Consider the following 15,491-nt stretch of genomic DNA (forward strand, 5'->3'; position numbering starts at 1 on the left):
GCGGAGTGGGCCCTGCCGGGATCGAACCGACGACATCCACGGTGTAAACGTGGCGCTCTACCAGCTGAGCTAAAGGCCCCTGCGGACGATCCTAGACGCTCGGTGGGAGCCCTCGGTGCACGGCTCTGTCACGATGGCCCGGTGGACGACATCACCAGCTCCCGCACCGACCCCGCCCTCGCCGCAGCCGGGACGACGGGCCTCCGGGGCCTCTCCCGAGCCGGCACAGTCCTGCTCCTCGCCGCGGTCCTCGCGGCGTTCTTCGCCGTGGTCTGGCTGTTCGGCGTGCAGCACGACAGCCTGGACGCCTTCGTCCTCGGCGTGTTCGTCCTGCTGTTCGCACTGGTCGCCGCGGTGATCGGAGTGGTGTTCCTCGTCGTGGCCGCGGCGGACGGTCGTCGCGCTCGCCGGACCGCGTCCGGACCGAGCGGCCGCTGACGAACGCTGGCGACCGCCCGCTCACGCCGACGTGCGGTGGCGGACGCCCATGACGTCACCGCCGGGAGCGCTCAGCCGAACCGCTCGACGAGCTCCCGCTTCAGCACCTTCCCGCTCGGCCCCAGCGGCAGCGCGTCCACCACGTGCACGACCCGCGGGTACTTGTACACGGCGATCTCGTCGGCCACGAAGCGGGTCAGCTCCTCTGGGGTGACCTCGGCGCCCTGGCGGAGCACGACGGCCGCGGCGACCTCCTGCCCGTGCACCTCGTGCGGGATCCCGAACACGGCGGCCATCGTGACGTCCGGGTGGGCGGCGAGGACCTCCTCCACCTGCCTCGGGTACACGTTGTAGCCGTTGCGGATGATCATGTCCTTCGTCCGGTCGACGATCGTCAGGTAGCCGTCGTCGCCCTTCGTGCCGAGGTCGCCCGTGCGGAACCACCCGTCGACGATCGCCTCGGCGGTGGCCTCCGGGCGGTTCAGGTACCCGTTCATCAGGTTGTGCCCGCGGATCACGAGCTCACCGATCTCGCCGCGGGGCAGCAGGACCGTGCGGTCGGTGATCTCGGGGTCGGCGATCTCGATGTCGACGCCCCAGATCGGTGTGCCGATGGTGCCCGGACGCGGTGTGGCGCCGACGTGGTTGAACGACGCCACGGGTGAGGTCTCGGTCAGCCCGTACCCCTCGTGCACCGGCGCGTCGAACACCTGCTGGAACCGCTCGAGCACGGCGAGCGGCAGCGACGCGCCGCCGGAGATCGCGTACCGCAGGTGCGGTCGGGCGTCGGAGCGCGTCGCCGCGTCGAGCAGCGCGATGTACATCGTCGGGACACCCATGAAGATCGCGGTGTCGTGCTCGACCATCGCCGCGAGGGCCGCGTCACCGTCGAACTTCGGCAGCATGACGATCGTCGCGCCGGCACGGAAGCCGGTGTTCATGGTGCAGGTCTGCCCGAACGTGTGGAAGAGCGGCAGGGCACCGAGCAGGACGTCGCCACGGCGCATGTCGAAGGTCGTGAGCAGGCACGTGTTGACCTGTTCGAGGAGGGCGAAGTGCGACCCCTCGGCACCCTTCGGTTTCCCGGTCGTCCCGCTCGTGTACAGGATCGTGGCGGTGTCGAACGGGTGGCGGGGCACGTAGGTGTCGAGCGGCTCGCTCGCGCCGGCGACGGTCTCGAGTCGGTCGGGGGCACCCTCGGCGTCCGCGGCGGCGAGCACACTGAGGACGTCGACGCCGGCGCGCTCCGCTCCGGCCGCGCCCTCGCCGAGCAGCGGTGCCGCGCAGACCAGCAGCCGCGCGTCGCTGTCGCGGAGCACGAACTCGATCTCGCCGCGCTTCAGGAGCGCGTGCACGGGCACGACCACGGCCCCGAGTGCGAGGACGGCGTAGTAGACGCGCGGGAAGTCGGCGACGTTCGGCACGAGCATCGCGACCCGGTCGCCCTCGCGCACGCCGCGTGCGCGCAGGCCGCCCGCGTAGGCGAGGGTCTGCTGCCACAGCTCGGCGTAGGTGGTCCGCTGGTCGCCCACGACGACGGCGACGTCGTCCGGGAACCGCGCCGCGGACTCGGCGAGGATCGCGGCGACCGAGGCCGTGGCCTGGGTCGTCCTGGCGCCGTCGGCGGCGCCGGGTGCGGGGTGGCTGATGGTGGTGGTGCTGGTCATGCCGGCCTTCCGTCTCCCGTGACGAGTTCTCCTCACGGAGCCTACGGCGAGCGGCCGCTCGACGACCGGATGCGCGCCGCCGGGCGCGCCACCGGGTCCGCAGGACCTGAACGTCGGCTGCACGCGGTGCGCGCAGCGGCTGTGGGCTTGCGCTCCCAGCAGGATCGTGTTCAATCGAGTCGTCGTGGTGCGGGTCAGGCACCACGACACGGGCGGCCGGTCTGTGTTCGGGTCACGGATCGGCCGCCGCTTCTGCTGCCCGCACGCGTGCGCGAGCCGGTGCGTGCCGGTCGGGAGGCCCGTGGCGGGCGTGCGACGCGCCTCCCGTCCGCCCCGCGACGGTCGGGAGGCGCGTTCCGGGTCCGCACCGCGCCTCCCGTCCACCCCGCGCCCGGTCGCGGGCCGTCACCGCAGCCACCGCATCCGCGGCCGGTTCGCGTACCCCGTTGTCCCCCACTCCGCCGCGACGGCTCGGTACTGTCGACCCGACGACGTGAGGAGGGTGCGATGACCGAGGACGGCACGCACGGGGCATCCGGGTACTGGTACCCGGACCGGCCGGAGAGGACCGGTGTCGAACTCCTCACGACGATGCGCCGGTACCGGGCCGCCGAGGTCGCGATGCGCGAGCGCAAGCGCCGGTCGATGGGGATGAACGCGACCGACATGGAGGCGGTCCGTTTCCTGCTGCGGGCGGCCGAACAGGGCCGCGCCGTGCGTCCGGGAGACCTCACCGCGCACCTCGGCATCACGTCGGCGTCCACCACGGCCGTCGTGAAGCGACTGGTGTCCAGCGGCCACGTGGAGCGACACCGGGACCCGGCGGACGGTCGCGGAGCGCTGCTCGTGGCGACCGTGCACAGCGACGACGAGGTCCGGTCGGAGCTCACGGACGTGCACGCACGCATGATCGCGGCGGCGGACCGACTCTCTCCGCAGACCGTGACCGAGATGCAGGCGTTCTTCGCCGAGGTGATCGACGCGATGGGCGCCGACTCCCCCGCCGACGAGGCCGACGGCGTCCGCCGACCGGGTGCGATGGCCGATATGCGTACGCATCCAACTCGGTAGTTAGACAAACTAGAGAAGTCGGAGCAAGCTGGTCCCAGTCGCCGATCGGCGACCACCCACAGCACGGGAAGGGCCGGCCATGAGCACCATCGACGCGACGCACTCGCAGTTCTCCGAGGTCCGGGAGGCCGCTCGCGGACGGCTCCTCGCCACCGTGGCCACGAGCCTCGGCATCGTCGCCGTGACCGTCGCCACCGCCGCCGTCACCGTCGTCACCCTCGGGGCGTGAGCACGATGCGCACCGTGCACGAGCTCCGCGAACTCCAGCGTCACCCGCACGAGTGGCACCGTCGCGGGCTGCGGCACCCGGACGAGATCGACGCCCTCGTGCACCACCGCACGCACGGCGAGGTCCCGCCCGAACCGACCTACGGCGACTTCTTCCGCGTCGCCTGAGCCCGGCCGACCGACCGGAGCTCCGGGAACTGCTCGTCCCGCCACTCCCCCTCGACCGGCGTCCCTGCCGCGGCCGCGGTCTCCTCGCGCTCGCGCAGCTCGACCCGACGGATCTTGCCCGAGATCGTCTTCGGCAGCTGCCCGAACTCGACGCGGCGGACCCGGGCGTACGCCGGGAGCGCGACCCGGGCGTGCTCGAGCACGGCGCGGGCGGTCTCGGCCGTCGGTTCCCACCCGGCGGCGAGCGTGACGTACGCCTTCACGACGTTGAGCCGTGCGTCGTCCGGTGCGGGGACGACGGCGCTCTCGGCCACGGCGGCGTGCTGCAGCAGGGCGCTCTCGACCTCGAACGGCGACACCTTGTAGTCGGACGACTTGAACACGTCGTCGGTGCGGCCGATGAAGGTCAGCTGGCCGTCGGCGTCGCGGCTCGCGATGTCGCCCGTGTGGAAGAAGCCGTCCCGCATCGCGTCGGCGGTGCGCTCCGGGTCGCCGAGGTAGCCCGCCATCAGGTTCGTCGGTCGCTCGGTCAGGTCGAGGCAGACCTCGCCCTCGTCGCTCGCACGGCCCGTCAGGGCGTCGAGCAGCGTCACGGCGACGCCGGGCAGCGGACGCCCCATCGCGCCGGGCGTCACGGCACCGTCCGGGACGTTGCCGATGATCGCCGTGGTCTCGGTCTGCCCGTAGCCGTCGCGGATGGTCAGACCCCAGGCCGCCTGCACGCGGGCGATCACCTCGGGGTTGAGCGGTTCGCCGGCCGACACCACCTCGCGCAGGGCGCGCGGCTTCGGCCCGAGGTCGGCCTGCAGGAGCATGCGCCAGGCGGTCGGGGGCGCACAGAACGTGTCGACGCCGGCTTCGTCGAGCTGCGCGAGGAGCCCGGCCGGGTCGAAGCGCGGGGTGTCGTACACGAACACGGTGGCCTCGGCGATCCACGGCGCGAAGAAGCAGCTCCAGGCGTGCTTGCCCCATCCGGGCGAGCTGATCGCCAGGTGCACGTCCCCGGGTCGGAGCCCGAGCCAGTGCATCGTGCTCAGGTGGCCGACCGGGTACGACGCCTGGGTGTGCACGACCATCTTCGGTCGCGAGGTGGTGCCCGACGTGAAGTACACCAGGCAGGGGTCGTCGGTGCTCGTGGTCACGACCGGCCGTGCCTCGTCCGCCGGCGCCGGTCCGCCGAGGTCGTCCGGGTAGGACGTCCAGCCCTGCACAGCTCCCCCGACGACGATGCGTGACGGCGCCCCGGTGACGTCGTCGAACTTCGGCGTCTCGCCGTGGTTCGTCACCACGTGCGCCACGTGACCGCGGTCGATGCGGTCCTGCAGGTCGGCGGTGTCGAGCATGGTCGAGGTCGGCAGGATCACCGCGCCGAGCTTCATCACCGCGAGCATCGTCTCCCACAGCTCGAGCTGGTTGCCGAGCATCAGGAGCACGTGGTCGCCCTTCCGGACGCCGAGCCGGTCCAGGTGCGCGGCCAGCCGGTCCGACCGGGCGGCCATCTCGGCGTAGGTCGTGCGGGAGCCGCCGTCCTCGTCGACGATCCAGAGCGCCACGCGGTCGTTCCCGCGCGCGACGACGTCGAACCAGTCCGTCGCCCAGTTGAACGTCCCACCCAGGTCCGGCCAGCGGAAGGCACGTCGGGCGGCCTCGGCGCGCGCGGCGTCACGCTCGTCGAGGACCGCGAGCAGCTCGTCGCGGGCGGCGCGGTAGGCCGTGGTCGGATTGAGGGAGGGCACCGGACGATCATGCCCCACCCGACGCTCGCAGCGCACCGTCGCACGGCACGGGTACCGTCGTCCGCGTGAACGGTGTCGGTGTGGTGGACGAGGCCGGGCGGCTGCGGCTCCTCGGCAACGCGGTCGCGGGTGCGGCCTTCGGTGTGGTGCTCGCCGTGCTCGTCGCGTCGTCCTGGCTGACGACCACCACGGCGCTGCTCGTCGGGGTCGGGGTGCCCGCCGGGCTCCTCGGCGCGGCGATCGGCGTCTGGACGCAGCTGCGCTCCTGGCGGGCGGCCGGCGGCTACGAGCGGTCGGTGGCCGTGCAGCGCTGGGTCGCGGAGCAGCGCGTGCCCGCCGGGGTGACGGCCGACGAGTGGATCCCGGCGCTGCAGGCACAGGCCGACCGCGAGGGTGCCGGCTGGGGCAAGATCGTCCTCTGCGTGCTCTGGACGGCGATGACGCTCTCGATGGCCGACCAGCACGGCCCGCTCCTGACCGGGATGCTCGTCGCGCTCTGGGTCGGGATCGGCGGGTGGTCCGCCCTCTGGGTCGTCCCCCGCGCCCGTGCCGCACGGGCACTGCTCCGCCGCGGTGTCGCGACCGAGCCGTCCCCGACGGAGTCCTGGCCGACCGAGTCCTGAACCGGTCCTGCGCCTCGGGGATCCTCCCGGACCCTCCGCGGCCGCCGTGACTACGCTCGTCCGCATGCAGAGTCGCACCCTCGGCCGCACCGGCCGCTCCGTGTCCGTCGTCGGCCTCGGCACCTGGCAGTTCGGCGGTGACTGGGGTCCCGTCAGCGAGCAGGACGCCGCCGCCGTGATGGACGCCTCCGTCGAGTCCGGCGTCACCCTCTTCGACACGGCAGACGTCTACGGCGACGGTCGCAGCGAACAGCTCATCGGGGCCTGGCGACGGGCGAACCCGGACGTCCCCCTGACGGTCACGACGAAGATGGGCCGCCGTGCCGAGCAGGTCCCGTCGAACTACGTCGCGCAGCACTTCCGCGAGTGGGTCGACCGGTCGCGCCGCAACCTCGGCCAGGACACCCTCGACCTCGTGCAGCTGCACTGCCCGCCGACCCCCGTGTTCGAGGACGACGCCGTCCACGACGCCCTCGACGCGCTCGTCGCCGACGGATCGATCGCCGCCTACGGCGTCTCCGTGGAGACCGCGGACCAGGCGCTCACCGCGATCGCCCGGCCGCACGTCGCCAGCGTGCAGGTGATCCTCAACGCGTTCCGGCTCAAGCCGCTGGACCGCGTGCTGCCGGCCGCACGGGAGGCAGGGGTCGGCATCCTCGCGCGCGTCCCGCTGGCCTCGGGGCTGCTCTCCGGCAAGTACACGGCCGACACCACGTTCAGCGAGGGTGACCACCGCAACTACAACCGCCACGGCGAGGCCTTCGACCAGGGCGAGACCTTCAGCGGCGTCGACTTCGCGGACGGCGTGCAGGCGGCACAGGCGTTCGCCGCGGCGCTGCCCGAGGGCGTCTCGGTCCCGCAGGCGGCACTCGCCTGGATCGTCGCACAGGACGGCGTGACCGCTGCGATCCCGGGCGCCCGGAACCCCGAGCAGGCACGATCCAACGCCGGGGCGGCGGACCTCCTCGACGGGAGCGCCCTCGACCTCGACGGCCTCGACACCACGGTGCACGAGCTCTACGACCGGTGGTTCCGCGCGACCGTGCACGACAAGTGGTGAGCCGCCGGGTCGGCACGGGCCCCGCTCGTCTCGGCCGCGCCGGCGGCGGCCGGACGGCGCCCCGGAGCGTCGTCGTGACGCTCGTGGCGGCGGTCGCGGTCGTCCTGCTCGCCCTCTGCACGGCACCGGCCGCGGGGACGACGCGCACCGCACCTCCCTGGCCGGCACCGACGGACCTGCAGACGCGCGCCGAGGCGGCGGGCCTGCGGAACGTGTGGGGCGAGCCGCTCGCCGAGCACGTGCACACCCACCTGACGATCCTGGACGGGCCGACGCCGGTGACCGTGCCGGGCAACGTGGGGCACTCGTCCCGTGAGCGGTTCGCCGCCGAGCTCCACACCCACGACACGTCCGGCATCCTGCACGTCGAGTCACCGACCCGGCAGACCTTCACGCTCGGGCAGTTCTTCGACGAGTGGGACGTCTCGCTCGGTGCCGGGCACGTCGGCGGTCTGCGCGGCGAGCTGACGGTGTGGGTCGACGGCCACCGGTACCTCGGCAACCCGCGGTCGATCGCGCTGACCGACCGGCGCCAGGTCGTCCTCGCCGTCACCACGATCGGCGAGGTGCCGCGCCTGCCGTCCCCGTTCGACTGGCCGCCGCAGTACCGCTGACGACCACGGCCCGTGCCCGGGCGCTCGGCTCCCGGGGCGGGTGGCTCCCGTGGCGGGTCAGGCCGGCGCCGGGGTGAGCCCCAGGAACGCCGCCACGGCCTCGGGGTGCTCGACGTGCGCGAAGTGCCCGCAGTCGTCGAGCACGGCGGTCCGTGCCCCCGGCACCAGGCGACGGAGGTCGGCGAGGTCGGTCACCCGGGCGAAGACGTCCCCGCGGCCGAGCACCGCTGCGACGGGGCAGCCGACGGAGCGCCAGCGGTCGACGTCGTGGCCGGCGGCGTCGCGCGCGGCAGCCGTGAAGCGCTCGGGCCGGAACTCCTCGACGAAGGCGTCGAGGACGCTCGGGTCCAGACGGCGGACGTGCGCGAACACGGGTGCGGCGACGAGCGGCAGGAGTCCGACGCGGGCGACGCCGCGGAGTATCCCCCTGGCCGACCGACCCGTGACGAGGAGCCCGGCCCGCAGCAGCGTGAACGCAGGCAGGGACGCGAGCGCGCGCCAGGGGTGGGCGGAGGCCCGCACGGTCGCCGTCGTCGTGCCGGACACGAGCCCGAGCGACCGGACGCGGTCCTGGGCCACCACCGCGAGGTGCAGCCCGACGAACGCGCCCATCGAGTGCCCGACGACGTCGACCGACCCCACGGCGAGGGCGTCCAGGACCTCGACGAGCACGCGGACGCCGTCGTCCACGGTGAACCGGCCCGAGGGCGCCGGCGAGGACCCCCACCCGGGCAGGTCGACGAGCACGAGACCCCGGTCGCCGACGCCGCCGGCAGCGGCCAGCAGGGGCGTCCACGTCGTCCACGACCCGGCGACCCCGTGGAGCAGCAGCACCGGGTCGGCTCCCGGACGGTGGTGCACCACCACCGGACCCCGGCCGGTGTGCACCACGGTGCGCTCCAGCGCCCAGGTGGCGGGCGCGTCGCGCACCGGCCAGGGCGCGTAGCCGGGCGCGGTGGGTGTCAGGCGACCGGGACCGGCGCGGTGCACGCGGCGAGCCGGTCGAGTGCCTCGCGGTACTCGGCGACGTCGCGCTGCAGTCCGGGCTCGGTGATGATCGAGGCCTTGATGCGGCCGTGCACGTCGATGACGAAGGTCGCCCGGGTGGCGAAGCCCTTCTTGTCGAGGAACACGCCGTACTCCTTCGACACCGCGCCGTGCGGCCAGAAGTCGGCGAGCAGCTCGAAGTCGTAGCCGTGCGTCTCGGCGAACGAGCGGAGCGTGGCCTTCGAGTCGACGGAGATGCCGACCAGCTCGACGCGCTGGTCCTGGAACATCGCGATGTTGTCCTGCAGGGTGCACAGCTCGTTGGTGCAACCGGACGAGAACGCCAGGGGGAAGAAGACGAGGGCGACCGGGCGGACGCCCCGGAAGTCGCTGAGGCGGACGTGCTCACCGAACTGGTTCGGGAGCTCGAAGTCCGGCGCGAGGGAGCCGATCTCCAGGGCCATCGGTGCGCTGCTTCTTCCTCGGGCGTGGGGTGTGCCCGTGTCGCGTGTGCACGTGCGGGTCGCGCGTGCACGATCGGCAATCGTACGCCGACGTCACCAGGACGCAAGTACCCGTCCACCTGCACGTCACCATCAGCCAGCGGGTCGGTCGTGGGGCCTAAGGTGGTGTGGGCCCCATCCGGTCGTGACCCGACCACCGGTGGCCCCCATGTCCACCACCACGAGAACGAACGAGGTCAAGGGTGACGGTGAACGACCAGGACCCGCGCAGCACCGCAGGGACCGACCAGGACCCCGAGGAGACCGCAGAGTGGCGTGAGTCGCTCGACGGGCTCGTCGCGACGCACGGCCACCAGCGGGCCCGCGAGATCATGCAGAGCCTGCTGAAGCGCTCGAACGAGCTGCACCTCGGCGTGCCGATGGTCCCGACGACCGACTACGTCAACACGATCGCGCCCGAGGACGAGCCGGAGTTCCCCGGCGACGAGGAACTCGAGCGTCGCTACCGCCGGTGGATCCGGTGGAACGCCGCGATCACGGTGCACCGCGCCCAGCGACCCGGCGTCGCGGTCGGCGGCCACATCTCGACGTACGCGTCGAGCGCCGCCATGTACGAGGTCGGCTACAACCACTTCTTCCGCGCGCAGGACCACCCGTCCGGCGGCGACCAGGTGTTCTTCCAGGGCCACGCCTCCCCCGGCATGTACGCCCGTGCCTACATGGAGGGCCGCCTCAGCGAGGACCAGCTCGACGGCTTCCGCCAGGAGAAGTCGCACGCCGGCGGCGGACTGTCGTCGTACCCGCACCCGCGCCTCATGCCGCACTTCTGGCAGTTCCCGACCGTGTCGATGGGCATCGGTCCGATCAACGCCATCTACCAGGCGCAGCAGGCCAAGTACCTGTCCAACCGTGGGATCAAGGACGCCTCCGACCAGCAGGTGTGGGCGTTCCTCGGCGACGGCGAGATGGACGAGGTCGAGTCGCGCGGGCAGCTGCAGGTCGCGGCGAACGACGGGCTCGACAACCTGAACTTCGTCATCAACTGCAACCTGCAGCGCCTCGACGGACCCGTCCGCGGCAACGGCAAGATCATCCAGGAACTCGAGGCGTTCTTCCGCGGTGCGGGCTGGAACGTCATCAAGGTCGTCTGGGGCCGCGAGTGGGACGACCTGCTCGCCCGCGACACCGACGGCGCGCTCCTCAACCTGATGAACGCGACGCCGGACGGCGACTACCAGACGTACAAGGCCGAGAACGGCGCCTACGTCCGCGAGAACTTCTTCGGCCGCGACCCGAAGGCGCTGCAGCTCGTCGAGGGCTACAGCGACGACCAGATCTGGAACCTCAAGCGCGGTGGCCACGACTACCGCAAGGTCTACGCCGCGTTCAAGGCCGCGACCGAGCACAAGGGCCAGCCGACCGTCATCCTGGCGAAGACCGTCAAGGGCTACGGCCTCGGCCCGAGCTTCGAGGGCCGCAACGCGACCCACCAGATGAAGAAGCTCACGCTCGACAACCTGAAGCAGTTCCGCGACGAGATGCGCATCCCGATCTCGGACGCGCAGCTCGACGAGGACCCCTACACGCCGCCGTACTACCACCCCGGTCACGACGACGAGGCGATCCAGTACATGCACGAGCGTCGCCGCGAGCTCGGCGGCTACGTGCCGGAGCGTCGGACGAAGTACACGCAGTTCACGCTGCCGGACGACGCGAAGTACCAGGTCGTCAAGAAGGGCTCCGGCAAGCAGGAGGTCGCCACCACGATGGCGTTCGCCCGCCTGCTGAAGGACCTGCTCCGCTCCCCGGACTTCGGCAACCGCGTGGTGCCGATCATCCCGGACGAGGCGCGCACGTTCGGCATGGACGCCTACTTCCCGACCGCGAAGATCTACAACCCGAACGGCCAGCACTACACGTCGGTCGACCGCGAGCTGCTCCTGGCCTACAAGGAGAGCCCGCAGGGCCAGATCATCCACGTCGGCATCAACGAAGCAGGCGCCCTCGCGGCCTTCACCGCCGTCGGGTCCTCGTACTCGACGCAGGGCGAGCCGCTCATCCCGGTCTACGTCTTCTACTCGCAGTTCGGGTTCCAGCGCACCGGTGACGCGATCTGGGCGGCCGGTGACCAGATGGTCCGCGGCTTCATGATCGGCGCCACCGCCGGTCGCACCACGCTGACCGGCGAGGGCCTGCAGCACGCCGACGGTCACTCGCCGCTCCTCGCGGCGACGAACCCGGCCGTCGTCTCCTACGACCCGGCGTACGGGTACGAGATCGGCCACATCGTCAAGTCGGGTCTCGAGCGCATGTACGGGACGAACGAGGACGGCTCGCCGTCCCACGACGACCCGAACGTCATGTACTACCTGACGGTCTACAACGAGCCGCTCGTGCAACCCGCCGAGCCCGAGGGCGTCGACGTCGAGGGCATCGTCAAGGGCATGTACCTGCTCAAGCCGAGCGAGCACGACGGGCCGAAGGCCCAGCTGCTCGCGTCCGGTGTCGCGGTGCCGTGGATCCTCGAGGCGCAGCAGCTCCTCGCCGAGGACTGGGGCGTGTCCGCCGACGTCTGGAGCGTCACGAGCTGGGGCGAGCTCACCCGTGACGGCCTCGACGCCGAGCAGCAGGCGTTCCTGAACCCGAACGAGCAGCCGCGCACCCCGTACGTGACCGAGCGGCTGCTCGGCACCGAGGGCCCGGTCGTCGCGGTGAGCGACTTCATGCACGCCGTGCAGGAGCAGATCCGCCCGTTCGTGCCGACCGACTACGCCACGCTCGGCGCCGACGGCTTCGGCTTCTCGGACACCCGTCCGGCGGCGCGCCGCTTCTTCCACATCGACGGCCCCTCGGTCGTGGTGCGGACGCTGCAGCAGCTCGCGAAGCAGGGCAAGGTCGACCACGCCGTCGTCCAGCAGGCGATCGACAAGTACCGCCTGCACGACGTCAACGCCGGGACCACCGGCAGCGCCGGCGGAGAGGCCTGATCCGCCGGTGAGCACACCCCGCACCGCCCCTGCCGCGAGCCAGGAGAGGGAGCGCGAACGCGCGCTCTCCTGGCTCCGGCAGGTGTCGGGCGAACTCTCGACCGCGACGATCAAGCGGCTCGAGGACACGCTGCCCTGGTACAGCGAGATGCCGCCGGGGCGGCGGTCCGCCGTCGGGCTCGTCGCCCAGGCGGGCATCACGTCGTTCATCTCCTGGCTCGAGGGCACCGCGTCGACCCCGTGGATCGCCGCCGCCGACGTCTTCGGCTCCGCACCCCGTGAACTCCTCCGCTCGGTGAGCCTGCAGCAGACGCTGCAGCTCATCCGCGTCGTGGTGACCGTCGTCGAGGAGCGTGCGAAGGACGACGAGATGCTGCAGGAGGCGATCCTGAAGTACTCGCGGGACATCGCCTTCGCGGCCGCCGACGTCTACGCGCGTGCCGCCGAGGCCCGCGGGCTGTGGGACGCCCGGCTCGAAGCGCTCGTCGTCGACTCGATCCTGTCGGGCGAGTACGACGACGAGCTGCCCTCCCGCATCGCGGCCCTCGGCTGGCACGGCCACGGCGAGGTCGCGGTCCTGGTCGGCAACGCGCCGAAGCAGCTCGAGGTCGACCAGATCCGCCGCACCGCCCGACACATGGACGCCGACGTGCTCATCGGGGTCCAGGGCTCCCGGCTCGTGGTCGTCATCGGCCGTGCCACCCCGCGTGACGACGTGCCCGAGGGCGAGGAACCGGTGTCCTTCACCGCCATCGCCCAGGCCCTGGAACCGTCGTTCGGCGAGGGACACCTCGTGCTGGGCAACGAGGTCCCCGGGGTCGTCGACGCCTCGACCAGTGCGAAGGGCGCCCTCGCCGGGTTCGCCGTCGCACGGGCGTGGCGCGGTGCTCCCCGTCCGGCACTCGCCGACGACCTGCTGCCGGAGCGGGCCCTGGCGGGTGACCCGCTCGCCCGGTCGGCCCTGGTGCAGCGCATCTACGTCCCCCTCAAGGACCAGTCGACCGAGCTCCTGCAGACGCTCTGGTGCTACCTCGACACCGGCCGGTCGCTCGAGGCGACGGCGCGCGAGCTGTTCGTGCACCCGAACACCGTGCGCTACCGGCTCCGCCGCGTCGCCGACGTCATCGGGTGGGACGCCACCCACGCGCGTGACGCCCTGATCGTGCAGTCCGCGCTCATCCTCGGGGCGATGTCCGAGTCGAACGCCGGCCGACGCCGCCTGCCGAACCGTCGCTGAGGGCCGCGCCACGAGCGTGCGGACGACCGCGCCGACGATCGCCCACGGTAGGGATCGCACAACGTCCTCGCCGGATCGCTGTCGGATGTCCACACGGACCGGATCGGCCGTGACGGCAAGGATTGACCGGTGATCGTCGTCGTCGCGCCCGGACAGGGCTCCCAGACCCCCGGCTTCCTCGCCCCCTGGCTCGAGGACGCCGCCGTCCGTGACCGTGTCGGAGCGTGGTCCGAGGCGATCGGCGTCGACCTCGTCGAGCACGGCACGACCTCCGACGCCGACACCATCAAGGACACCGCCCTCGCCCAGCCGCTCATCGTGGCGGCCGGGCTCGTGACCGCCGACGCGCTGCTGGCCGACGGCCGCCGCGCCCTGGTCGGTGGGGTCGCCGGACACTCGGTCGGCGAGTTCACCGCCGCCGGCGTCGCCGGGATCCTCGAGCCCACCGACGCCGTCGCGCTGGTCGCCGAGCGCGGCCGGGCGATGGCCGACGCCGCCGCACTCGAGCCGACCTCGATGGCCGCCGTGCTCGGTGGCGACGCCGAAGCCGTCGCCGCAGCCCTCGAGCAGCACGGTCTCGTCGCCGCCAACCACAACGGCGGGGGTCAGACCGTCGTCGCCGGTCCCGCCGAGGGCATCGCCGCACTGGCCGCCGAACCGCCGGCGCGCGCCCGGGTCGTCCCGCTCGCGGTCGCGGGCGCGTTCCACACGCGGTACATGGCCCCGGCGGTCGACCGCGTCGCGCCCGTGGCCGCGGCGACGACCGCGCACGACCCCGAGCTCCCGATCTGGACGAACGCCGACGGCTCCCGCGTGGACGACGGCCGACACTTCGTCGACCTGATGGTCCGCCAGGTCGCCAATCCCGTGCACTGGGACGCCGTCATGGAGTCGTTCTCCGCCGCCGGCGTCACCGGCATCATCGAACTCGCGCCGGCGGGCGCGCTCGTCGGGCTCGCGAAGCGCGGCCTGCGCGGTACCCCCACCGTCGCCGTGAAGACCCCCGACGACCTGCCCGCCGCGATCGAGCTCCTCGAGCGCGACGCCGAGGCCACAGGCACGTCGACCGAGCAGCCCGCAGGCCAGCAGCCCGCGAGCGAGGAAGCAGACGCAACCGCATGACCGACGCCACCACGCCGTCCCCCGCAGCCGACGGGACGGACGCGCCCCGCGCCTCCCGTCCGGTGCTGCAGCAGCGTCGCGGCCACGAGTACACCCGCATCCTGGCCTTCGGTGCCGCCCGCGGTGAGCACGTCGTCCCCAACGACGACCTCGTCGGCCCGATCGACTCGTCCGACGAGTGGATCCGCCAGCGCACCGGCATCGTCACCCGCAAGCGCGCCGGTGCCGACGTCGAGGCCGTCGACCTCGCCGAGGCAGCCGCGCGCGAGGCCATCGAGAAGGCCGGCATCACGCCGGACCAGATCGGTGTCGTCCTCGTCAGCACCGTCACCCACACCGTCGCGACGCCCTCCATGGCGTCCCTGCTCGCCGAACGCATCGGTGCGACGCCGGCCGCGGCCTACGACGTCAGCGCGGCCTGCGCCGGCTACGCGTACGGCATCGCCCAGGCCGACTCGTTCATCAAGTCCGGCCTGGCCGACCACGTGCTCGTCGTCGGGGCCGAGAAGCTCAGCGACGTGGTCGACCCGACCGACCGCTCGATCTCGTTCCTCCTCGGCGACGGTGCGGGTGCGGCCGTCGTCGGACCGAGCGACTTCCCCGGCATCGCCCCGACGATCTGGGGCTCGGACGGCTCGAAGTGGGACGCCATCGGCATGACGGCGACCTACAACGAGTGGGCCGCCGGCGCGCCGCGACCGACGATGCGCCAGGCCGGTCAGACGGTCTTCCGCTGGGCCGTGTGGGAGATGGTCAAGGTCGCACGCCAGGCGCTCGAGACCGCCGGCGTCGCGCCACAGGACCTCGCCGCCTTCGTGCCGCACCAGGCGAACATCCGCATCATCGACGAGTTCGCGAAGCAGCTCGGCCTGCCGGACACCGTGACGATTGCCCGCGACATCACCACCACCGGCAACACCTCCGCCGCGAGCATCCCGCTCGCCACGCACCGCCTGCTCGAGGAGCACCCGGAGCTCTCCGGCGGTCTCGCGCTGCAGATCGGCTTCGGTGCCGGTCTCGTGTTCGGCGCGCAGGTCGTCGTCCTCCCCTAGTCCCACCATCCCGGCTCGGCTCCGGGCACCCGTACCA

General features: G+C 72.4%; 15 protein-coding genes and 1 tRNA gene. 11 read left to right on the plus strand and 5 right to left on the minus strand.

Annotated features, from left to right (window positions below; all coding sequences use genetic code 11):
* Nucleotides 1–6 precede the first annotated feature (6 nt).
* Nucleotides 7–79 (minus strand) — tRNA-Val (locus tag ACIPEQ_RS03005).
* Between the two features lie 62 nt (nucleotides 80–141).
* Here ACIPEQ_RS03005 and ACIPEQ_RS03010 point away from each other — a divergent pair.
* Nucleotides 142–438 carry a hypothetical protein gene (locus ACIPEQ_RS03010; RefSeq protein ID WP_402713989.1) on the plus strand — a complete coding sequence of 99 codons (297 nt, stop codon included), beginning with the start codon at nucleotides 142–144 and terminating at the stop codon, nucleotides 436–438.
* Between the two features lie 71 nt (nucleotides 439–509).
* On the opposite strand, the gene ACIPEQ_RS03015 is transcribed toward ACIPEQ_RS03010, so the two are convergent.
* The gene (locus ACIPEQ_RS03015) at nucleotides 510–2,105 is read right to left on the minus strand and encodes a long-chain fatty acid--CoA ligase (protein ID WP_402713991.1); all 1,596 of its coding nucleotides are present in this window, start codon (nucleotides 2,103–2,105) and stop codon (nucleotides 510–512) included.
* Between the two features lie 507 nt (nucleotides 2,106–2,612).
* Between ACIPEQ_RS03015 and ACIPEQ_RS03020 the strand changes: the two genes are divergently transcribed.
* The 3 genes from ACIPEQ_RS03020 (at nucleotide 2,613) to ACIPEQ_RS03030 (ending at nucleotide 3,572) form a co-directional block, all read left to right on the plus strand.
* Nucleotides 2,613–3,176, plus strand: coding sequence for a MarR family winged helix-turn-helix transcriptional regulator (locus ACIPEQ_RS03020; RefSeq protein WP_402713993.1), 564 nt, complete (start codon nucleotides 2,613–2,615; stop codon nucleotides 3,174–3,176).
* A gap of 79 nt (nucleotides 3,177–3,255) precedes the next feature.
* The gene (locus tag ACIPEQ_RS03025; protein WP_153257441.1) at nucleotides 3,256–3,405 is read left to right on the plus strand and encodes a hypothetical protein; all 150 of its coding nucleotides are present in this window, start codon (nucleotides 3,256–3,258) and stop codon (nucleotides 3,403–3,405) included.
* Nucleotides 3,402–3,572, plus strand: coding sequence for a hypothetical protein (locus tag ACIPEQ_RS03030; protein WP_250367604.1), 171 nt, complete (start codon nucleotides 3,402–3,404; stop codon nucleotides 3,570–3,572). The genes ACIPEQ_RS03025 and ACIPEQ_RS03030 overlap by 4 nt, the downstream gene beginning before the upstream one ends.
* Here the strand turns inward: ACIPEQ_RS03030 and ACIPEQ_RS03035 are convergent.
* Nucleotides 3,545–5,308 carry an AMP-binding protein gene (locus ACIPEQ_RS03035; protein ID WP_402713995.1) on the minus strand — a complete coding sequence of 588 codons (1,764 nt, stop codon included), beginning with the start codon at nucleotides 5,306–5,308 and terminating at the stop codon, nucleotides 3,545–3,547. The genes ACIPEQ_RS03030 and ACIPEQ_RS03035 overlap by 28 nt on opposite strands.
* 65 nt (nucleotides 5,309–5,373) lie before the next feature.
* On the opposite strand from ACIPEQ_RS03035, the gene ACIPEQ_RS03040 reads away from it, so the two are divergent.
* The 3 genes from ACIPEQ_RS03040 (at nucleotide 5,374) to ACIPEQ_RS03050 (ending at nucleotide 7,605) form a co-directional block, all read left to right on the plus strand.
* The gene (locus ACIPEQ_RS03040) at nucleotides 5,374–5,931 is read left to right on the plus strand and encodes a hypothetical protein (RefSeq protein WP_402713996.1); all 558 of its coding nucleotides are present in this window, start codon (nucleotides 5,374–5,376) and stop codon (nucleotides 5,929–5,931) included.
* A 64-nt stretch (nucleotides 5,932–5,995) separates the two neighbouring features.
* Nucleotides 5,996–6,991: an aldo/keto reductase gene (locus ACIPEQ_RS03045; protein WP_402713998.1), complete on the plus strand. Its 996-nt coding sequence runs from the start codon at nucleotides 5,996–5,998 to the stop codon at nucleotides 6,989–6,991.
* Entirely contained in the window at nucleotides 6,988–7,605 is a 618-nt protein-coding gene (locus ACIPEQ_RS03050) for a hypothetical protein (protein ID WP_402713999.1), read from the plus strand. The genes ACIPEQ_RS03045 and ACIPEQ_RS03050 overlap by 4 nt, the downstream gene beginning before the upstream one ends.
* 57 nt (nucleotides 7,606–7,662) lie before the next feature.
* Here the strand turns inward: ACIPEQ_RS03050 and ACIPEQ_RS03055 are convergent, their stop codons facing one another.
* Together ACIPEQ_RS03055 and ACIPEQ_RS03060 are read right to left on the minus strand one after the other, a co-directional pair.
* Entirely contained in the window at nucleotides 7,663–8,595 is a 933-nt protein-coding gene (locus ACIPEQ_RS03055) for an alpha/beta fold hydrolase (protein ID WP_402714001.1), read from the minus strand.
* Nucleotides 8,568–9,056, minus strand: a complete 489-nt coding sequence (locus ACIPEQ_RS03060; protein WP_402714003.1) for a peroxiredoxin — start codon at nucleotides 9,054–9,056, stop codon at nucleotides 8,568–8,570. The genes ACIPEQ_RS03055 and ACIPEQ_RS03060 overlap by 28 nt, the downstream gene beginning before the upstream one ends.
* A 242-nt stretch (nucleotides 9,057–9,298) precedes the next feature.
* Between ACIPEQ_RS03060 and aceE the strand changes: the two genes are divergently transcribed.
* The 4 genes from aceE (at nucleotide 9,299) to ACIPEQ_RS03080 (ending at nucleotide 15,454) form a co-directional block, all read left to right on the plus strand.
* Complete coding sequence (aceE, locus tag ACIPEQ_RS03065; RefSeq protein WP_250367609.1) at nucleotides 9,299–12,043, plus strand: pyruvate dehydrogenase (acetyl-transferring), homodimeric type; 2,745 nt, start codon at nucleotides 9,299–9,301, stop codon at nucleotides 12,041–12,043.
* A gap of 7 nt (nucleotides 12,044–12,050) precedes the next feature.
* A complete protein-coding gene (locus ACIPEQ_RS03070; RefSeq protein WP_137767110.1) occupies nucleotides 12,051–13,280 on the plus strand; it encodes a CdaR family transcriptional regulator in 1,230 nt (409 codons plus the stop codon).
* A 129-nt stretch (nucleotides 13,281–13,409) separates the two neighbouring features.
* Nucleotides 13,410–14,402, plus strand: coding sequence for an ACP S-malonyltransferase (locus ACIPEQ_RS03075; RefSeq protein ID WP_402714005.1), 993 nt, complete (start codon nucleotides 13,410–13,412; stop codon nucleotides 14,400–14,402).
* Complete coding sequence (locus ACIPEQ_RS03080) at nucleotides 14,399–15,454, plus strand: beta-ketoacyl-ACP synthase III (RefSeq protein ID WP_402714006.1); 1,056 nt, start codon at nucleotides 14,399–14,401, stop codon at nucleotides 15,452–15,454. Before ACIPEQ_RS03075 ends, ACIPEQ_RS03080 begins: the two co-directional genes overlap by 4 nt.
* Nucleotides 15,455–15,491: the final 37 nt, after the last annotated feature.

Source organism: Curtobacterium sp. NPDC087080 (assembly GCF_044745105.1).
GTDB lineage: Bacteria > Actinomycetota > Actinomycetes > Actinomycetales > Microbacteriaceae > Curtobacterium.